This window comes from Silicimonas algicola, from assembly GCF_003148765.1.
Classification (GTDB): Bacteria; Pseudomonadota; Alphaproteobacteria; order Rhodobacterales; family Rhodobacteraceae; genus Silicimonas; species Silicimonas algicola.
On sequence record NZ_QGGV01000011.1, the window covers coordinates 1 to 18906 of the forward strand.

Sequence of the window (18906 nt, forward strand, 5' to 3'; positions counted from 1 at the left end):
ATCCAGAGCGCCTGCTCGGCGCGTTCGCCATCGTGGGCGAGCTTCCGGCTCTCGACGCGGTAGCCGAAGGGCGGCACGCCATCCATCCAGATGCCCTTGCGGCGGCTGGCGGCGACATTGTCGCGAATGCGTTCGGCGGTCACCTCGCGTGCTCCAGCGCTTCAATTGAGGATTTCCGATTGTAGACAGCACTCCGCAGCTTGCGGACGACCTTCGATTTTTTCGGACGGCTGCGTCATGTCCGCCCTCTGTGGTTCTTGAGGCCGAAGAAGTTCCAGCCATTTCACCGCGTGCCGGTGATGGCGCGGGCGATCGAGGACAGCGACTTGTATGATCCTACCTGCCATTCGAAACAGTCGGCTGTGACCGTGACGACTTGCTCGACTCCCTGCCACTCGCGCAGCAGTCGCGTAAAGTGATGGGGCGCTCGTGGCCGTCCGAAACGGCCTCTCCGCGCTCGGCATACCCGTCACGGAGCCGGTGGGACGTGTCTGTCTGGGGAAGGGGAAGCTTCACTATCAGATTATTTGCGCAATACGGCGCTGACCTCGGCCGCGACCTTGCCGTTGGCGCCGCGGTGCCGCCGGCTATGGTCCTATTGATGCCGCGGCCGACACTGGTGGCGGGGGTGTCGGCGGCCTCGCTGCTGTTCCTGGCGCTGCTGGGCGCCTGGGCTGCCGGCGCGAACGTGGTGAAGGCGATATGGCGCGTGACCTTCTGGGGCACGCTCGCAGTGGCCCTTACCGGGATTGGGGCGGTGTTCGGGTCGGTCCAATGACGGCGATCAGGTAAACTTCGCGCCGCGGCTGCCTGCTTGGCGCCGGCGCGGCGTCAGCCGGCCGTGGCGCGGCGGCCGGTGCCGAAGCGGCCCGGTTTGCCCGGTTCAGGAAGGTCCATCCGCAGCCGCGCGGTATAGGCGTTGCGGACGTGCTGCGCCGCCGCCTCGGCCGCCGCTGCCGCGTTCCGCGCGGCGATCGCCTCGGCCAGGATCGCGTGTTCTGCGATCACTTCGGTCTGCCGTTCCGGCACCAGCAGGGTGGACCCGCGCCGGTCGGCAGTGACCATGTCCATCGTCGTGGCGCTCATCTTGGCGAGGTAGCGGTTATGCGCTGCGCGGCGGATTAGGTCGTGAAAGATCTTGTTGTGCACATACATCCGGTCGCAGTCGCCGAACAGCTCCGCCTCGGCCCGCGCGTGGCGGGTGATCGCGGCCAAGTCCGGCCCTGATCCATTCAGTGCCGCCTGTGCCGCCAGCGCGCTTTCCAGTACCTCGCGCGTAAGGAACAGTTCGCGCTGCGCATCCTCGTCCACCGATACGACGACCAGCCCGCTGCCGTCATGCCCTGACAAAAGCCCCTCGGCCTCGAGCCGGCGCAGCCCCTCGCGCGCCGGGGTGCGGCTGATGCCAAGCCACTCGGCCACGCGGTATTCCGAAATCCGGTTCCCCGGGGCGAGCTTGCCCGACTCGATCGCCTCGCGCACCACATCGTAGGCGCGTTCGGCAAGTGGTGTGCCGTCGCTGGGTTTGCGGATCGCCTTCTGGTCCGTCATTCTTCGTCACTCCTGCGGCTCGCGTTGCCGTGCAGCATACCAGATTGGATTTGCCGCGCCACCATGCCGCGGATCAGCGCGGGCGGAACATCGGGACCGGCGGGCCGTCCGGGTCGGATGTGCGGCAGAATACGATTTCGACAAGCTGTCCGATCGCCACGGCGTCAGGGTCAACGTCTACAAGGTCGGTCAGCATCCTTGGCCCTTCGTCTAGTTCGACAAAGGCTACGATGTTCGGCACCGCCCCGGCGCGCAGCACGGTCCAGGAATAGACGGTGCCGTGCCCGCTCGCCTGTTCCCAAGTCGTGTCGGCAGTCCAGCAGAACGGGCAGAGGCTGCGCGGGAACCAATGCGCCTGAGCGCAGGCGCGGCAGCGGCGGATCAGGAACCGGCCCTCGCGCGCCGCCTCCCAAAAGGGCAGGCTTTCGGGGTCAGGGCGGACCGGAGGGATGGCGCGGTCGTTGGTCATGCCGCGCGCTCCAAGATCAGGGTGCCGGCACCGTGTCGGGTCGCCAGTTGCCCGCCGGTGCCGTGGACCAGCGCCAGCGCGCAGTCCGGCACCTGCACGGCCGGATGCGCCTCGCCGCGCAGCTGGCGTACGGCCTCGATGATCTTGGTGATGCCGCCACGATTGGCGGGGTGGTTGTTGCACAGCCCGCCACCGTCGGTGTTGACCGCCAGCCGCCCGACCCCCGAAATCAGAGCCCCGTCCGAGACAAAGGCGCCGCCCTTTCCCTTGCCACAGAATCCCAGATCCTCGAGCTGCAGCAGCACGGTGATGGTAAAGCTGTCGTAGAGCGAGGCGTAGCGGATGTCGGCGGGCGTCACCCCTGCCTCGGCAAAGGCGACGGGGCCGGTGCGCACCGCCGCCGTCCGGGTTAGGTCGATCCGGCCGCCGTGCTGGTGCCCGGTCGATTCCCCCGCCCCGAGCACCCGCACCACCGGACGCGCCAGCGACCGCGCGATGTCCGGCCGGGCGACCACGACCGCGCCGCCGCCGTCGCTGATGACGCAGCAGTCCAGCCGGTGCAGCGGGTCCGCGACTAGGGGTGAATTCACCACATCCTCGACCGTCACGAGGTCGCGCAGCACGGCGTGCTGGTTGTGCTGCGCATGGTGCGAGGCCGCGACCTTGATCCAGGCGAGTTGTTCTGACGTGGTGCCGAACTCGTGCATGTGCCGGCGTGCGGCCAGCGCATAGCTCGCGGCGGTAGGAATGGCGTAAGGGTATTCCCACTGCACGTCCGGTGCGGCGGCATGGCGGATTCGCGGCTCGGTCCCGGTCCTGATGCGGTCGGCCCTGGGTCGCCCCGCCAGCGTGATGAGCGCGACGCTGCAGCGTCCCAGCGCGATGGCCGCCGCTGCATGGGCGACCTGCACTACAGGGGACACACCGCCGATGTCGGTGGCGTCGACATGGCGCACCGTAAGGTTGAGATAGTTCAGCATCGACTGGAGCCCGCCCGGCGCGTCGCCGGAACAGAAATAACCGTCAATGTCGTCGCGGCTCAGGCCCGCATCGGCGATGGCGCCGGCCGCGACCTCGGCATGCAGCTGGGCGTGGCTTTTGTCAGGGGCGTGGCGCGTCGGATGTTCGAAGGCGCCAACGATGCAGGCCGCATGGCGGATCGTCATCGCTCTCCTCCCGTCCTTACTCCGCACTATGGTATACCTTGACCGGCTAGCCCGGCAACCAGAATGTCTCAACGCAGTAAGGCTGCAATGGCAGAAACCCGGAAAAAGGTGTCGGCCAACCTTGCGCGCCGAGGATAATGGTATACAGTTTTCCGTGAACCTGCGGCCGCCCCGGCGCCGCCTTGTCCGGGGACTGCCCGATGTCCGTGAGGCTGCATTTCGGCAAGGTGCTGGACACGCTTCTGCAGCCGAACTTCGGCATCTACATCCTCGGCAACGCGGTCTCGTTAATCGGCACCTGGACCCAGCGCATTGCCGCTGGCTGGCTGGTGTGGGAGCTGACCGGGTCGCCCGCGTGGCTTGGCGTGATCGCCTTTGCCGACCTGTTCCCGGCGGTCGTGATCGCGCCCTTTGCCGGCGTTGCCGCCGATCGGTGGAGCCGACTTAGGGTCATGCGGCTGGCGCAGGCGCTGGGGGCGGTCTTTGCCGGGCTGCTGGCGCTCCTGTATTTCGCCGGGCTGGTCGATATCTGGACCTTGCTCGCCATGACGCTGGCGCTGGGCGTCGTAGATTCCTTCGTGCAGCCGTTTCGCCTCGCCGTCGTGTCGGCGCTGGTAGAGCGCGAGAGCCTGACATCGGCCGTCGCCATCAAGTCGGTGACCTTCAACCTCGCCCGATTCGTTGGGCCGGCGGTCGCGGGCATCATCATCGCCACGGTCGGCGTCGGCTGGGCCTTTGCCGTCAACGCGCTGTCGTTCCTTGCGCTGTTGGCGGCGCTGATGGTGGTGCGCGAACTGAGGCCGCCGCTGCCCCGCCCGCCGGCGCAGGGCCTGTTCGCCGAGGCGGCGGCGGGGCTGCGCTATGCCCTGCGCACCCCCGGACTGGCGGTCGTGCTCGGCCTGCTGTCGGCGACCTGTCTGTTCGCGCGTCCGGTTGTGGAGCTGCTGCCGGGCTGGGCTGGCCGCATCTTTGGCGGCGACGCGACGAACCTCGCCGCGCTGACATCGGCCATCGGCGTCGGCGCGGTGGCAGGTGGGGTCTGGCTGGCGGGGCGGCCGAGCGCCCAAGGCCTCGTGCGCATCATGATTTTGTGCTGTTACGGCCTTGTCGCCTCGCTCCTCGCTTTTGCCGTCGCGCCGGGGATGCTTGTTGCGCTGCCGCTGATGGCGGTGACAGGGTTCTTTCTCATCACCTCGGCGATTTCGACCCAAACTTTGATCCAGTTGAACGTCGAAGACCGGATGCGGGGTCGCGTGCTCAGCGTCTATGCGATGATCATCAAGGGCGGCCCGGCCGTGGGCGCGCTGGTCATGGGCTTTGCCGCGACCGCGGCGGGGCTGCGCTGGCCGCTGGTGGCGGCCATGGCGCTGCTGGCGCTCGCCACGATCGCGGCGCATCAGGGCCGCCGCCGGATGGAGGTCCAGCTGGAAACCGCCACCGATCTGAGGGGAGAGGGCGCATGACGATCCAGGACGGCGGGGCCGTGAAGGCCGACCTGCAGGGGTGGGAGGCGCTGGCCGACGCCTTCGTCGCCGAGGGGACGGACCATCATTTCCAGCTGATGGGCCATGGCCAGATGCTCTGGGCCACGTCGCTGGACGACCGGCCAGGGGTGCGCACCGTCGATGCCCGCCACGAACATTGCGCGGTGATGGCGGCGGTTGGCTACCATTATGCCACCGGCAAGGTCGGAGTCGCCTCGGTCACCTGCGGGCCCGGGTTCACCCAGATCCTGACCGCGCTGGCGCAGGCGGCGCAGGCGCGCGTGCCCGTCGTGGTGCTGGCGGCGGACGCGCCCGTGGGGATGCGCTGGTACAACCAGACGGTTGATCAGATAGGCCTCGCCCGCGGCGCAGGGGCCCGCGTCGTCGCGGTGCGGTCGGGTCGGCTGCTGCTGGACGGCGTGCAGGAGGCGTTCCACACGGCGAGGCTCGAACAGATGCCCGTTGTGCTGAACATCCCCTATGACCTGATGAGGGATCCGCAGCCGCGCGACCGCGCCTATATCGCCTCAACCGACCTCGTACCCCGGCTGTCGCCGCTGGCCCCGCATCCGGACGAGGTGGAGGCGCTGGCCGGCTGGCTGGCAGGCGCGGCCCGGCCGATCTTGCTGGCAGGGCGCGGTGCTTTGGGTGCGCAGGATCAGATCCGCGCGCTGGCCGATCGTTGCGGCGCGCTGCTGGCGACGACCCTGCCGGTGCGGGGCGCCTTTGACGACGATCCCTTCTGCATTGGGCTGGCCGGCGGGTTTTCCGACGACCTCGCGCGCGGTTGTTTTGCCGAGGCGACGCATGTGCTGGCGATCGGCGCCAGTCTGACGCAGTACACCACGGACGGCGGCACGCTCTATCCGCAGGCGCAGGTGGCGCAGATCGACACCGCGCCCAGCGGGTTGCGGCACGGGCGGCAGGTGGCGGCGACCTTTCTGCGCGCGGACGCGGCGCTGGGGGTCGCGGCTCTCGCCTCCGCCATCGACCCTGCGTCGGGATGGCGCAGCGACGCGATGCGGGCGCGGATCGACAATCCCCCGCCGCAAGAGCCGGTCGAGATCGAGGACGGCTTGCTGGACCCCCGCGCGGTCGTCGCCGAACTCGACGCCGCGATCCCCAAGGACTGGGACATCGTCGCCGGCACCGGCCATTCGTCCTATTTCACGTCCCACATGAAGGGGCGGCCGCCGGAACGGCACCACCTGCTGCGCGAATTCGGCGCCATCGGGTCTAGCCTGCCGCTCGCCATCGGCGTCGCGGTGGCGCGGGGCAGCGGCAAGGTCGTTCTGATCGACGGCGATGGCGGGTTGATGATGCATCTGCAGGAACTGGAATCGATCCGGCGGCAGGGCATCCGCCTGATCGTCGTGGCGCTGAACGACGGCGGCTACGGGGCCGAGATTCATAAGCTGCGCAACATCGGCCTGTCGGACCGGCTGGCAACCTTTGGCCGGCCCGACTTCGCGCGGATCGCTCGGGGCCACGACCTGCTGGCCGAAAACCCGGGCGCGGGCGGGGTTGCCGAGGCGCTGGCGCGGTACCTTGCGGCGGACCGGGCGGCGATCTGGGATTTCGCGATCTCCACCCGGGTCCGGTCGCCGCGCGGCCGCAAGCTGCCGGTCTGACGATGGCTGCCCGCCGCACCCTCGCGCGTTCAAGCCTCGATTGGGGCCGGGCAGCCGATCATCTCGGCCCTGAGCCAGCGGCCCGAGTGCACGAGGTCGGCAAAACAGTCGCGAACCGTGTCGATCATCAGGCGCAGGTCGGGCGTCATCTCGGCCTCTTCCGACAGGGCGATGACCCGGACGGAATACAGCCCCCGGATCGGCACCGCGCACAACTCGCCCCGTTCCAGTTCGGCGCGCGCCATCGCCGCGACGTGGATCGTCGGCCCCACGCCTTCGCGCACCAGCGCCTTGCAGGTGCCGGCGGTGTTGGCGACGGCCGCCACCGTCAGCCGCAGGCCGACGGAGGAAAACGCCTCCTCGATGATCGACCGGACGCCCGAATCCCGGTCACCGCCGAGGATCAGCGCAATCCCGGCCAGATCCGCGATGTCGATCGACACCGGGTCGAGCCTTGTGTCGTCGGGGCGGTGGATCAGGCACAGCGGCTCGCGCAGCAGGGGCAGGATGCGGAGCCCGTTCAGCGACCGCGGCCGGTTCATCACCGACAGCGCCATCTGCCCCTCGCGCAAGAGATCAGCTCGCGCCGGCATCAGCATCGACACGAATTCGCAGGTCAGCTGCGGGTGGCGGCGCTGGATCAGTTGCGAGAGCGGATAGGCCAGAAGCTCGGCCGTGCCGGGCGACACGCCGATCCGCAGACAGCGCTTTTCGACCGCGTCCGGCTGCTCCAACGCGTGGCGGAACCCGTCGATTTCCTCAAGGATATGCTCCGCCCGAGGCGCGAGGTTGCGGGCGGCGGCGGTCATGGTGATGCCGTGCGGATGCCGCACGAACAATTCGACGCCCAGTTCCTCTTCCAGCTTCTTGATCTGCCGGCTCAGCGCGGGTTGGGCCACGTTCAGCCGGACCGCCGCGCGGCCAAAACTGCCCTCCCGGGCGACGCTGGCAAAGTAGCGAAGCTGCCGTACCTCCACGCCACGACCCTCCTGCTGGTATCCGGTGCGGGCATTTGCGACGCCCCCCGGACTGGCGATCAGACTAGACGGTATACCACACGATGAAAATAGCTGTTGGACCAGATGACGTCGGGACGGGCGCCGGTGTGCCGGACGGGGAGGTCACGCGCGCGCTGGCGGCCTTTGTCGCCGAAACTCCGGTTGCGGCGGTCCCGTCTTCGGCGATCGTTGCAGCACGGGCGGCGGTCGTCGATACAGTGGGGGTGGCGCTCGCTGGCCTGGAAGAGCCGCCGTCGCGGATCGCCGCCACCGCCGCGCTGGCCGCAGGGGCTGCTGGCATCGCGCCGCTCTGGGGGCGGCAGACGGGAACCGCGCCGGCCGAGGCCGCCTGGGCCAATGCGGTTGCAGGCCACGCACTCGACTTCGACGACAGCCTGCCGAGCCTTTGCGGCCATCCCTCGGTGCCGCTTTGTGCCACCGGGCTGGCGGTCGCAGCCGCGTTGTCGCGGCGCGGGCGGCCGGTTGACGGCACGGCGTTCCTGTCGGCCTTCGTCGTAGCGCTTGAGGTGGCGGGCAAGCTGTCGCGGGCGTTGGGCCATGGCCACTACGGCAGGGGCTGGCATCCGACCGCGACGCTGGGCGTGTTCTCGGCCACCGCGATGGCTTGCCGGCTGCAGGGTCTCGACGCCACCACCACGGCGCGGGCCTTCGGCCTTGCCGCCGCGCAGTCGGGTGGGATGGTGCGCAACTTCGGCACCATGGCCAAGCCGTTCCAGGCCGGCCACGCGGCCCGCGCCGCGGTGATCTCGGCCGATCTCGCGGCGGCAGGGATGACCGCGGCCGAGGACGTTTTCGACGGGCCGCGCGGCTACCTCGCCGTCTATGGCAACGGGTCCGCCGCGCCTATGCCGGTTCCCGGCGCATCGTGGGACATCTTCGAACCCGGCATATATGTGAAACGCTGGCCCTGCTGCTATGGAAACCACCGCGGGCTAGCCGGGATTTTTGAACTCGTCGCCCGCCACGGCATCGCAGCCGACGAGGTGCAGCGGGTCGAGGTAGGGTTCCTGCCCGACGCGGACAAGGCGCTGATCCACCGCGCCCCCACGGATGGACTGTCGGCCAAGTTCAGCATCGAATACTGCGCCGCCGCCGCCCTGATCGACGGTCGCGTGACGCTGGCGAGTTTCGAGGACAGTGCCATCCTTCGCCCCGACATCCGGGCGCTGATGGGCGGGGTCCACCGCGTGCCGATGCCGGGCGAGGGGTCGTTTTCCGGCGTGCTCGGCTGGACCGACGTCGCCATCGACACTGCGCGCGGCCGGTTTGAAACCCGCGTGGACCACACTCCAGGCTCGCCCGAGGCGCCGATGACCGATGCCGACCGGCTCGACAAGTTCATGGGCTGCGTTACTGGTCTTCTGGGGACCGACGGCGCCGACCGCCTATTCGCGGCCTTGGGCTCGCTGGAGCGGATGCCCGATGTCGCGGCCATAGCACCGCTGATGGAGGTCCGGGCATGACCGCGCGCGATATGGTGATCTGCGAATGTTTCGCCCGCGACGGGTTGCAGCATGAACCGGATTTCGTCCCGACCGCGACCAAGATCGCGCTGATCGACGCCTTTTCCCGCGCCGGATTCGCCCGGGTCGAGGCGACGAGCTACAGCCACCCCGGTCAGGTGCCGGCCTTTGCCGATGCCTCCGACGTGTTGGACGGCATTGCTCGGCCGTCCGGCGTGGCGTTCAAGGCGACCTGCCCGAACCCGCGCGCGGTCGACAGGGCGCTGGCCGATCTCGACGCCGGGGCCGGCGCGGATGAACTGAGCCTGCTGATTTCCGCGACCGAGGCGCATACTGCGCGCAACCTGCGCACCACCCGCGCCGACCAATGGCAACGGGTCGCAGAGATGGCCACGGCGGCGCGCGGGCGGGCGCGGCTCGTGGGCGTGATCTCGATGGCCTGGGGCTGCCCGTTCGAGGGTGCTGTCGATCCCGCCCGGGTGGCCGAGGATGCAGCGCGGTTTGCCGACCTCGGCGCCCACCTCGTGACGCTTGGCGACACCATCGGTACGGCAACGCCCAGCAGCGTGCGGGCGCTGATCGCGCGAGTCCGGGCGGCGGCACCGGCGGTAATCCCGGTCGGCCATTTCCACGACACCCGCGGCACCGGGCTGGCCAACTGCCTCGCCGCGCTCGACGCCGGCTGCACCCACCTCGACAGCGCGATGGGCGGCACCGGCGGGCATCCGGCCGACATCGTCTATGGCGAGGGCTTCACCGGCAATGTGGTGACCGAGGATCTGGTGAACCTGCTGGAGGAGGAGGGCGTGTCGACCGGCCTTGACCTTGACGCGGTGGACGCGGCCTCGAGCGCCTGCGAAACCGCACTGGGGCGGCCGCTGCGCAGCATGGTTGCCCGGTCCGGCTGGGGCCTGTCCCGGCGAGGGGAGGTGGCGCGTGCCTGATGTCCTGACGATCGAAACGCGCGGGCCGGTCCGCATCCTGACGATGAACCGGCCCGACAAGCTGAACGCGCTCGACACCGCCCTTACCCGGGCGCTGTGCGACGCGCTGGACGCGGCGGCAGGGGACGCTCAAGTCCGGGCTCTGGTCCTTAGCGGGGCGGGGCGCGCGTTCTGCGCCGGGGCCGACACCGGCGAATTCAGGGATCTGGTGCCGGGGCAGGGAGACCGCGTGGCAGACCGCGCCTCGCTGACAGCCCGCCTACACCGGCTGCTGCGCGCGGTGCCGCAGCCCATCGTTTCGGCGGTCCACGGTGCGGCGGTAGGCGGTGGGGCGGGCCTCGCTATCGGTTGCGATATGGCGGTGGCGGCCGAGGGGACGCGCTTCGGCTATCCCGAACTGCGCCACGACCTCGTCCCCGCGCTGGTGATGACCAACCTTGTCCGCCAGATGGGGCGCAAGCTGGCGTTCGAACTGGTGGCGACGGGCCGGATGCTGTCGGCGGCCGAGATGCTGGCGGCGGGCCTCGTCAATCGCGTGGTACCCGACGGCGATGCCTTGGCGGCGGCGCTGGACCTGGCGGAGATCTGCGCCCGGCCGAAGCCCATCGCGATGGAGGCGACCAAGCGACTTTTCCACGAGGTGGCCGAGGCCCATTACGACGCCGCTATGGAGGCCGGACTGCAGGCGAATATCGCGATGCGCGGATACAGGGACGGGCCATGACCGACGAAAGCCGTTTGATCGTCACCCGCGACGGCCCCGTCGCCAGCGTCATCCTGAACCGCCCGGACAAACGCAACGCCGTCGATCTCTCGACCTGCCACGCGCTGCGGTCGGCGTTTCAGGAGCTTGACGCCGACCCTACAGTGCTCGTCGTCCTGATCTCCGGCGCGGGGCCCTCGTTCTGCGCCGGGGCTGACCTATCCGAACGCAAGGGCCGCGATGCCGCCTGGGTCAGGCAACGACGGCTGGCGGCTTTTGCCGCCTATGACGCCATCGAACGCTGTGGTGTGCCGGTGGTGGCACTGGTCCATGGCGCCGTCGTGGGCGCGGGTGGCGAGATTGCGATGGCCGCCGATTTCATCATCGCCGCCGAAGGCACGGTGTTCCGCTTTCCCGAACCGAAATGGGGCACTGTCGGCGCGACGCAGCGGCTGCAACGCGCCATCGGCATTCGCGGCGCCAAGGAATTGCTGTTCACCGGCCGCGATCTGCCGGCGGCTGAGGCGTTGGCGCGCGGGCTGGGCGCGCGGGTGGTGCCGGCGGGCGACCTTGAGGCCACGGGACAGGACATCGCTGCCGCCATCGCCGCCGCGCCCGCGCTTGCGATTCGTCTGACTAAGCAGGCCATCAACCTGGGTGGCACCACCGATCTGGCGAATGGTATACGTATCGAACTCGCTGCGATTGACCACAATCTGGCGGAAGGCGACTGGCAGAAAGGACAAGAGCGCTTTATGGATCGCAAGAAAGATAGCTAGATCAGGAGATTAAACGACCAATAGCATTTCGGCATGACCTCATTCATCAACGGCCTTTGACTTGCCTGGTTCCGGGCGCCAGTCTCGACCCAAGAATGGAATACCGGATGCCCCGTAGAGAAGGTGCACCGGAAGGGAGGATCTGACGATGAGTGACTGGCCGCTTTCGGACGAGCTTGTCATGGTGCGCGACACCGCCAGACGGTTCATGCGACAGGACGTGAAACCGGCCGAGGATCAGGTCGAACACGACGCAATCCATCTGCCTGACCACCTGCTGCTGCCGCTGCAGCAAAAGGCCAAGGATCTGGGCATCTGGTGCATCCGCTCACCGGCCGAATACGGCGGCGCCGGGCTGTCGCTCTTAGGACAGGCCGTGGTGGCCGAAGAAACTGCCCGCTGCCGGATGGGTGCCTACATTCCCGCCTGCGGTGCCATCGGATTCGACGTGCCGAACACCGTGTTCGAATGGGGCACCCCCTACCAGATCGAGAAGTACGCCAAGCCCGGCGTGATCGAGGGGCGCAAGGTGTTCACCGCCGTGACCGAGCCCACTGGCGGGTCGGACCCGGCGCGGTCGATCCGCACCCGCGCCGTACGGCAGGGCGACGACTATGTGCTGAACGGCACCAAGATGTGGATTTCCGGCATCCAGCACGCGACCTGGGGCATGGTCTTTGCCCGCACCGGCGACCAGGGCGACCGGGGCGGCATTTCCGCTTTCATCCTGGAACTCGACACACCCGGCGTGTCGACCCGGCGGATCCCGGTGCTGCGTGCCTATTCGCCCTACGAAATCACCCTGCAGGACGTGAAGATCCCGGTCAAGAACCTGTTGGGCGAAGAGGGCAAGGGCTTTCAGGTGTTCTCGAAATGGACCACCGAGGGCCGCATCCCCTATGCCGCCGGCACCCTCGGCGTGGCGCAGGAGGCGCTCGAGATGGCGATCGAGTGGGTCCGCCACCGCGAGACTTTCAAGACAAAACTTGCCGACAAGCAAGCGATCCAGTGGATGGTCGCCGACAGCGAGATGGAGCTGCAGGCGGCGCGGATGCTGGTCTACAAGGCCGCGATGGTCCACGAAACCGGCGGCGACCTGCGCTACTGGTCCTCGATGGCCAAGGTCACGGCGACGGAAACCGCGCACCGCGTGGTGGACCGCTGCGTGCAGATGTTCGGCGCGCTGGGCGTGGCCGAGGAGATGCCGCTGGAACGCTGGTTTCGAGAGTTGCGGGTCAAGCGCGTGGGCGAGGGGCCGTCAGAAGTGCAGCGCATGGTCGTTGCGCGCAGCCTGCTCAAGACACGGTCGACCGTCGATGCCGGTTGAGCTCAGCCTTTCGGATGGGATCGCGACGGTCACCATCGACCGCCCGGACAAGCGCAACGCGCTGGACGCGGACCACTATACCGCGCTGTCCGAGGCGTTCGTGCAGGTCCGCGACGACGACTCAATCCGTTGTGCGATCCTCACCGGGGCAGGCAACCGCGCGTTCTGCGCCGGGGCCGACATCGGTACCTGGCTCGGCCGCGACCGCAGGCTGACGGACCTCTGGGCGACGCAGACGGGGCTGCTGCCGAACCGCGGACTGGAGATCTGGAAGCCGGTGATTGCCGCCGTGAACGGTGACTGCATCGGCGGCGGGATGACGCTGCTGATGGGGACGGACATCCGCGTTGCCGCGCGCCATGCTACCTTTTCCCTGCCAGAAGGGCGGCGCGGCGTGATCCCCGCCAATGGCGGCACCCAGCGCCTGCTGCGGCAACTGCCCCATGCCGTGGCGATGAAGTTGCTGCTGTTGGGCGAGCCGATGACGGCGGACGAGGCCGGTCGCTGGGGTTTCGTCAACGACGTGGTGGAAGCCGATGAGGTGATGGAGGTGGCGCTGGCTTGCGCCCGCCGGATCGCTGCTGCCGCGCCGCTGGCGATGCAGGCGGCCAAAGAACTGGCGATCCGCTCACAGGATCTGACGATGGCCGAAGGGCTGCGGATGGAACAACTGGTGCAGCACGCGCTTCTGGCCAGCAACGACGCCGCCGAAGGGCGCGCGGCGTTCGCTGAGAAACGTGAACCGGCGTTCGGGGGGCACTGACATGGACGGGCCTCTCAGCGGCATCCGCGTGGTCGACCTGACCCAGATCTACAATGGGCCCTATGCCACCTTCCTGATGGCGATGGCCGGGGCCGAGATCATCAAGGTCGAGCCGCCGGGCGGCGAACACACCCGCCGCCGCCAACGCGACGGCGGCGGCGCGCATATCCCCCATGCTATGCTGAATTCCGGCAAGGTCTTCGTCGAACTCGACCTCAAGACCGAGGCGGGAAAGGCGGAGCTGACCGCGCTCATTGAAACCTCCGACGTGCTGGTGGAAAACTTCCGCCCCGGCGTGCTTACCCGGCTAGGATTTTCACGCGAGCGGCTGGCCGAGTTGAACCCCAAGTTGGTCTATGCGGCCAGCTCCGGCTTTGGCACCACCGGCCCCTACCGCGACTATCCGGCGATGGACCTTGCCGTGCAGGCGCTGAGCGGCGTGATGAGCATCACCGGCTTTCCCGACAACCCGCCGGTCAAGGCCGGGCCGGCGATCTGCGACTTCAACGCCGGGGTGCATCTGTATGGTGCCATCGTCACAGCGCTCTTGGAACGCGAACGCACCGGGCGCGCACGGGCGGTCGAGGTGTCGATGTTCGAGGCAATCTATCCTGCGCTCGCGTCGAACCTCGGGCTGATGAGTGGCACCAACAAGGACCGCCCGCCGCGTACCGGCAACCAGCACGGCGGGCTGTCGATCTCGCCCTACAACGTCTATGCCTGCCGCGACGGTTGGTGCGCGATCCTCGCCAACAACGAACACCAGTGGCGCGCGCTGGCGCGGTTCTTTGGCCAGGACTGGGCCATCGACGAACCCCGCTATGCCTCCATGTATGACCGCGTGGCCCGCATCGACGAGGTCGACGCGCTCGTCGCCGGCTGGGCGGCTGGGTTCACCAAGGACGAGCTGTTCCGCGGCCTCGTCGCGGTCGGCGTTCCGGCGGCCCCGGTGCGCGAGCTGTCCGAGGTGATGACCGACCCGCACCTGCACGCGCGCGGCGCGCTGGTGGACATCGACCATCCGATCTACGGGCCCGTGACGCTGCCGACCAGTCCGATGGTCTACGAAGGGATGGACCGTACGATCCGCTGGCCCAGCCGGAAACTGGGCGAGGATCAGGCGGTCCTGGACCAGGTGCGCGCCGCAGCCGCGGAGGCGGAGTGATGACCGCGACTCCAACATCCGCCCCGGTGGGCGAGGCCGACATTCCTGCCGCGACCCGTGTGCGCTATGGCCCGGGCACGCTGTACAGCGCGGTCCCAGCCGAGGTTGAGGCAATGGGTGCTTCGCGCGCCTTCGTCATCACCGGCCGCACACTCGGCGCCCATGCGCAGGTGGGGGAGCTGAAGCTCCGGCTGGGTGACCGCCTCGCGGGGCATTTTGCCGGCATGGGTGAACATTCGCCTCGTTCCACGGTCCTTGCTGCGGCGGCAGCGGCGCGCGAGGCCGGGGCGGACTGCCTGATCGGCATTGGCGGCGGCAGCGCGATCATCGGGACCAAGGGCGTCGCCCTGATCCTCGGAGAAGGCGACGATCTGGACGCGCTGCGCGCCGACTACGACTACCGCACGCAGAAGATCACGGTGCCGTCTCTGACCAACCGCAAGCCGCCGGTGATCGCGGTGCCGACGACGCTGACCTCGGGCGAGTTTTCGTCGGCGATGGGCATCACCGACGACGCGACCGGCGCCAAGGACATCTTCATCGACCCCGGCGTGGTGCCGCGGGTGATCGTGCTGGACCCGGTACTGGCGGCCGAGACACCGGCCCGGCTTTGGGCCTCGACCGGGGTCAAGGCGCTGCAGAACGCCATCGAGCGGTTCTACGCCAAGAACGCCAATCCATTCATCGAGGGCACCTGCCTCGAAGCCATTGCGATTGTGTTCCGCGACCTTGTGCCGTCGCTGGCGGATCCGCAGGACATCGCCGCGCGCGGGCGGCTGCAATTCCTGAACTGGATGACGGCGTTCGGTGCGGGCAAGGGCGGGATAGGCCTTGGCCACGGCATCTGCCACCAGCTGGGCGCGGTCAGCCACATTCCGCATGGCATCAGCGGCGGCATCGTTCTGCCGCACATGATGCGGTTCAACCGGCCCGATACGCTGGCCCGGCAGCGCCGGATCGCCACCGCGATGGGCATCCGCGACGCCGCGTCCGACACCGAGGCGTCGGAACGGGCCGAGGCCAGGGTGCGCGCGCTGGTGGCCGACCTTGGCCTGCCCGCTACGCTGTCTGCCGTGGGGGTGCAGCGGGCGGATCTGCCCAAGGTGGCCGAACTGACGCTAAGGGACCGGACCCTTGCCCCGACGCCGCGCCCGCCGCGCGACGCGGCCCAGGTGCTCGCCCTGCTTGAGGAGATGTATTGACGACCCGCGGTCGCCCGCGGAGGAGGCGGGCGGCGGCGGAAGACGGAACGGGCCGAGAGAAGCCCCCCTACGATAACTGACCCATATACCAGAGGAGGAGAGACAATGCGACTTCAGTCCCTACCCGCCGCCGTGTTCGCCGCGGCGCTGGCGCTTCCTGCCGCTGCGCAGGACGTCGATTTCAGCGGCCAGACCATCGACTTCATCGTGCCCTACGGCCCGGGCGGCGGGTCCAGTACCCACGCCCGCGCCATCGCGCCGCTGCTGGAACAAGAGCTTCCGGGCAATCCGACCATCGTCATTACCAATGTCGAGGGCGGCGGGTCGATCCGTGGGTTGAATCAGTTCACCCAGACCGCCGAACCCGACGGGCTGACCATCGCGGCGCTGGGCACCGGCAGCTACTTTGCCCCGCTGCTGGGCGATGCCACGGTGGAATACCCGCTGTCGGAATTCCGCCCGATCCTCGCCTCGCCCTACGGGCTGGTGGCCTATGGCCGGGCGGATGCGGGGTTCACCGGCGACTCGCTGCAGGACGTGCAACTGCTTCAGGACAACACCTTTGTCCACGTCGGCGACGGCCCGGCCAAGGCCGACATGCCGGTGATGTACTGCTATGACCTGCTCGGCATCGAAGTGCTGGGCGTCTGGGGAACCTCGCGCGGGGAAAGCCGACAGGCGTTCGAACGCGGCGAGAGCCAGGTCAACTACGATAACCTCGCCGGCTGGGAATCAGAGCTCAAGCCGATGATGGACGAAGGCGTTATGGTGCCGATCTTTACCATGGGCTATCTGAACGAGGCCGGAGAACTGGAGCGCGACCCGACACTGCCGGACACGCCGCATTGCATGGAACTCTATGAAATGGTGCATGGCGAGCCGGTGACCGGGGTCCAGCGCGAGGTCTGGGACGCCATGTTCGCGATCCGCATGTCCACCGCCAAGACCATCGTGCTGCCGCCCGGCACGCCGGACGACATCTTCGCCACCTACCAGGCCGCGATGCAGCGCGTGGTGAACCGGCCCGAGATGGCGGACCCGACCCTGCAACTCGAACTGGGCGGCTATCCGCAGGCGGTGGGCGAGGCGGCAATACGCGGCCACCGGCAGGCGTCCGTAATCTCCGACGAGGCCCAGGCGGAATTGCTGCGCTGGCTGGCCGACACCTGGTCGGTGACCTACTGACGCGACGACAGGGTGGTGCCATCAGGTGCCGCCCTCAACCTGAGGCCCGGCAGGGGCGGAGAAAGAAGTGATCGAAATGTTCGATGTCCTCGGCACAACGGCGCTGCCGGCTTTTGTGGAGTTGTTCCAGATCCAGCACCTGCTGCACCTGTTGTTCGGCGTGGTCCTGGGGCTGAGCGTGGGCCTCTTGCCCGGGCTCGGCGGGCTGACGGCGATGGCCCTGGTGCTGCCGTTCATCTACGGCATGGACCAGACCTCGGCGCTGGCCATGATTATCGGCATGACATCGGTCACCAATACGTCGGATACCTTCCCATCGGTGTTGATGGGGATTCCTGGCAGTTCCTCGTCGCAGGCGACGGTGGTGGACGGCTACCCCCTGGCCCGCAAGGGGCAGGGCGCGCGCGCGCTGTCGGCGGCATTCATGGCGTCGATGGTGGGCGGCGTGTTCGGCGCGTTCGTGCTGACCTTTGCGGTGTTCTTCGCCAAGCCGATCCTCTTGATGATCGGGTTCGGCGAACAGCTGTTGCTGGTCATCCTGGCGCTCATCCTGGTCGGCATGCTGACCGGCCCAAGCGTCATCAAGGGACTGGCCGGATGCGGCTTTGGCATCCTCGTCGGCTGCGTCGGCGCGGCGACGGCAACCGCCGAATACCGCATGACCTATGGCAGCCTCTACTTGTCGGACGGGATCCCGCTGGTGGTGCTGGCGCTGGGCCTGTTCGCGATCCCCGAAATCCTCGAGGTGCTGCGCACTCGCGAACGCATCGCCGAGGAGCAGCTTCTGGGAAAGGGCTGGCTTCAGGGATTGAAGGATACCTGGATCCACAAATGGATCGTACTGCGCTGTTCGGCCATCGGCACGATCATCGGCGCGCTGCCCGGGATCGGCGGCAGCGTCATCGACTGGGTTGCCTATGGCCACGTCGTGCAGACCAGCAAGGACAAGTCGCAATTCGGCAAGGGCGACATCCGCGGCGTGATCGCGCCCGAATCCGCTAACAACGCCAAGGAGGGCGGCGCGCTGATCCCGACCCTGCTGTTCGGCATCCCGGGGTCGGGGACGATGGCGCTGGTTCTGGCGGCCTTTACCCTCATCGGCATTACTCCGGGCCGCCAGATGGTGCAGGAAAACCTTTCGCTCACCTTCACCATCATCTGGTCGATCGCCGTCGCCAACATCTTCGGCGCCGGGATCGCCTTTGCGCTGGCCTCGCCGATCTCGCGGCTGACGGCGGTGCGCTACCGGCTGCTTGCGCCGTTCCTGCTGAGCGTCGTGTTTTTCGCCGCCTACCAGGCGACGCAAAGCTGGGGCGACCTTCTGACGATGATGGCCGTCGGCGGCATCGCGATCTTTCTCAAGCGGTTTGGCTGGTCGCGCCCGGCCTTCCTGATCGGCTTTGTGCTGTCCTCGGGGCTGGAGGCGGCGTTCTACCGAACCGCTCAGATCTACGGATTCAGCTTTCTCTACCGGCCGGTGTCGATTGTGCTGTTCCTGCTGGTCGCAGTGACGGGCTATATGGCTTGGCGCAGCAAGACGCGGGTCAGCGACCAGGTCGGCGACATGGAGGGCAAGACGCCGCGCAGGCTGCCGCAGGTGGCCTTTGCGACCGTGCTCCTGCTGGTGCCGCTCGCTGTGATCCTGGATACCTGGGATCTGCGCTTCCTCGGCCGGGTGTTCCCGCTGACCGTCGCCGTCATCACGCTGATGTTCATCTCGGTGGGGATATACAGGCTGGCGCGCGCGCCGGACGGGGCCTCAATCCTGTTTGATGGCGACCTCGGGCTCGATACCTCCGGCAGCGACCTAACGCTGTGGCACGGGGCGGGCATCATCGCGGGCTTTGCAGGGCTAATCGCCGTGCTGGGCTTTGCGGTGGGCTCGCCGGTGTTCGTCGGGCTGTTCCTGCTGGGGGTCGCCCGGGTGCGCTGGCCCTGGGCGATCTTCGGTGCGGCGGCGATGGCGGCGTTTCTCTACCTGCTGACCTCGGTCCTGAACGTGGCGCTGGTCGCGCCGCTGATCGACTGGGGCTTCTGAGGCCAGAGAGGGATTTG

At 68.2% G+C, this 18906-nt stretch carries 18 protein-coding genes and 1 pseudogene; 13 read left to right on the forward strand and 6 right to left on the reverse strand.

The features are described from left to right. Both C8D95_RS22990 and C8D95_RS18440 read right to left on the reverse strand, forming a co-directional pair. A pseudogene (locus C8D95_RS22990) lies at positions 1-149 on the reverse strand (recombinase family protein); the annotation flags it as partial. Positions 150-283: 134 nt separating this feature from the next. Then, positions 284-406, reverse strand: a complete 123-nt coding sequence (locus C8D95_RS18440) for a DUF2924 domain-containing protein (protein ID WP_428842852.1) — start codon at positions 404-406, stop codon at positions 284-286. Between the two features lie 195 nt (positions 407-601). Between C8D95_RS18440 and C8D95_RS18445 the strand changes: the two genes are divergently transcribed. Continuing rightward, on the forward strand, positions 602-778 hold the full coding sequence (locus tag C8D95_RS18445; protein WP_206508330.1) for a hypothetical protein: 177 nt from the start codon (positions 602-604) through the stop codon (positions 776-778). A gap of 53 nt (positions 779-831) precedes the next feature. Here C8D95_RS18445 and C8D95_RS18450 read toward each other — a convergent pair whose 3' ends face one another. The 3 genes from C8D95_RS18450 to C8D95_RS18460 all read right to left on the reverse strand — a co-directional run bounded on the left by C8D95_RS18450 (position 832) and on the right by C8D95_RS18460 (position 3186). Then, positions 832-1551 (reverse strand): GntR family transcriptional regulator, encoded by a 720-nt coding sequence (locus C8D95_RS18450; RefSeq protein WP_109760682.1) that lies wholly within the window; start codon positions 1549-1551, stop codon positions 832-834. Positions 1552-1624: 73 nt separating this feature from the next. Continuing rightward, entirely contained in the window at positions 1625-2020 is a 396-nt protein-coding gene (locus C8D95_RS18455) for a Zn-ribbon domain-containing OB-fold protein (protein ID WP_109760683.1), read from the reverse strand. Further along, the gene (locus C8D95_RS18460) at positions 2017-3186 is read right to left on the reverse strand and encodes a thiolase domain-containing protein (RefSeq protein WP_109760684.1); all 1170 of its coding nucleotides are present in this window, start codon (positions 3184-3186) and stop codon (positions 2017-2019) included. Before C8D95_RS18460 ends, C8D95_RS18455 begins: the two co-directional genes overlap by 4 nt. A 200-nt stretch (positions 3187-3386) precedes the next feature. Between C8D95_RS18460 and C8D95_RS18465 the strand changes: the two genes are divergently transcribed. Together C8D95_RS18465 and C8D95_RS18470 are read left to right on the forward strand one after the other, a co-directional pair. After that, the gene (locus C8D95_RS18465) at positions 3387-4649 is read left to right on the forward strand and encodes an MFS transporter (protein ID WP_109760685.1); all 1263 of its coding nucleotides are present in this window, start codon (positions 3387-3389) and stop codon (positions 4647-4649) included. After that, positions 4646-6301: a thiamine pyrophosphate-binding protein gene (locus tag C8D95_RS18470; protein ID WP_109760686.1), complete on the forward strand. Its 1656-nt coding sequence runs from the start codon at positions 4646-4648 to the stop codon at positions 6299-6301. Before C8D95_RS18465 ends, C8D95_RS18470 begins: the two co-directional genes overlap by 4 nt. A 29-nt stretch (positions 6302-6330) precedes the next feature. Here the strand turns inward: C8D95_RS18470 and C8D95_RS18475 are convergent, their stop codons facing one another. Beyond that, the gene (locus C8D95_RS18475; RefSeq protein WP_109760687.1) at positions 6331-7278 is read right to left on the reverse strand and encodes a LysR family transcriptional regulator; all 948 of its coding nucleotides are present in this window, start codon (positions 7276-7278) and stop codon (positions 6331-6333) included. An 83-nt stretch (positions 7279-7361) separates the two neighbouring features. Between C8D95_RS18475 and C8D95_RS18480 the strand changes: the two genes are divergently transcribed. From C8D95_RS18480 to C8D95_RS18525, 10 genes are all read left to right on the forward strand, one after another. After that, the gene (locus tag C8D95_RS18480) at positions 7362-8783 is read left to right on the forward strand and encodes an MmgE/PrpD family protein (protein WP_109760688.1); all 1422 of its coding nucleotides are present in this window, start codon (positions 7362-7364) and stop codon (positions 8781-8783) included. Next, positions 8780-9727 carry a hydroxymethylglutaryl-CoA lyase gene (locus C8D95_RS18485; RefSeq protein WP_109760689.1) on the forward strand — a complete coding sequence of 316 codons (948 nt, stop codon included), beginning with the start codon at positions 8780-8782 and terminating at the stop codon, positions 9725-9727. The genes C8D95_RS18480 and C8D95_RS18485 overlap by 4 nt, the downstream gene beginning before the upstream one ends. Next, complete coding sequence (locus tag C8D95_RS18490; RefSeq protein ID WP_109760690.1) at positions 9720-10451, forward strand: enoyl-CoA hydratase/isomerase family protein; 732 nt, start codon at positions 9720-9722, stop codon at positions 10449-10451. The genes C8D95_RS18485 and C8D95_RS18490 overlap by 8 nt, the downstream gene beginning before the upstream one ends. Further along, the gene (locus C8D95_RS18495; RefSeq protein ID WP_109760691.1) at positions 10448-11209 is read left to right on the forward strand and encodes an enoyl-CoA hydratase/isomerase family protein; all 762 of its coding nucleotides are present in this window, start codon (positions 10448-10450) and stop codon (positions 11207-11209) included. Before C8D95_RS18490 ends, C8D95_RS18495 begins: the two co-directional genes overlap by 4 nt. 148 nt (positions 11210-11357) lie before the next feature. After that, positions 11358-12536 carry an acyl-CoA dehydrogenase family protein gene (locus C8D95_RS18500; protein ID WP_109760692.1) on the forward strand — a complete coding sequence of 393 codons (1179 nt, stop codon included), beginning with the start codon at positions 11358-11360 and terminating at the stop codon, positions 12534-12536. Further along, positions 12526-13299 carry an enoyl-CoA hydratase/isomerase family protein gene (locus C8D95_RS18505; protein ID WP_109760693.1) on the forward strand — a complete coding sequence of 258 codons (774 nt, stop codon included), beginning with the start codon at positions 12526-12528 and terminating at the stop codon, positions 13297-13299. The genes C8D95_RS18500 and C8D95_RS18505 overlap by 11 nt, the downstream gene beginning before the upstream one ends. A 1-nt stretch (position 13300) precedes the next feature. Then, complete coding sequence (locus C8D95_RS18510) at positions 13301-14464, forward strand: CaiB/BaiF CoA transferase family protein (RefSeq protein ID WP_109760694.1); 1164 nt, start codon at positions 13301-13303, stop codon at positions 14462-14464. Next, the gene (locus C8D95_RS18515) at positions 14464-15666 is read left to right on the forward strand and encodes an iron-containing alcohol dehydrogenase (protein ID WP_109760695.1); all 1203 of its coding nucleotides are present in this window, start codon (positions 14464-14466) and stop codon (positions 15664-15666) included. The genes C8D95_RS18510 and C8D95_RS18515 overlap by 1 nt, the downstream gene beginning before the upstream one ends. 105 nt (positions 15667-15771) lie before the next feature. Then, positions 15772-16851 carry a type 2 periplasmic-binding domain-containing protein gene (locus tag C8D95_RS18520; protein ID WP_109760696.1) on the forward strand — a complete coding sequence of 360 codons (1080 nt, stop codon included), beginning with the start codon at positions 15772-15774 and terminating at the stop codon, positions 16849-16851. A gap of 76 nt (positions 16852-16927) precedes the next feature. Further along, positions 16928-18889: a tripartite tricarboxylate transporter permease gene (locus tag C8D95_RS18525; protein WP_109760799.1), complete on the forward strand. Its 1962-nt coding sequence runs from the start codon at positions 16928-16930 to the stop codon at positions 18887-18889. Positions 18890-18906 lie beyond the last annotated feature (17 nt).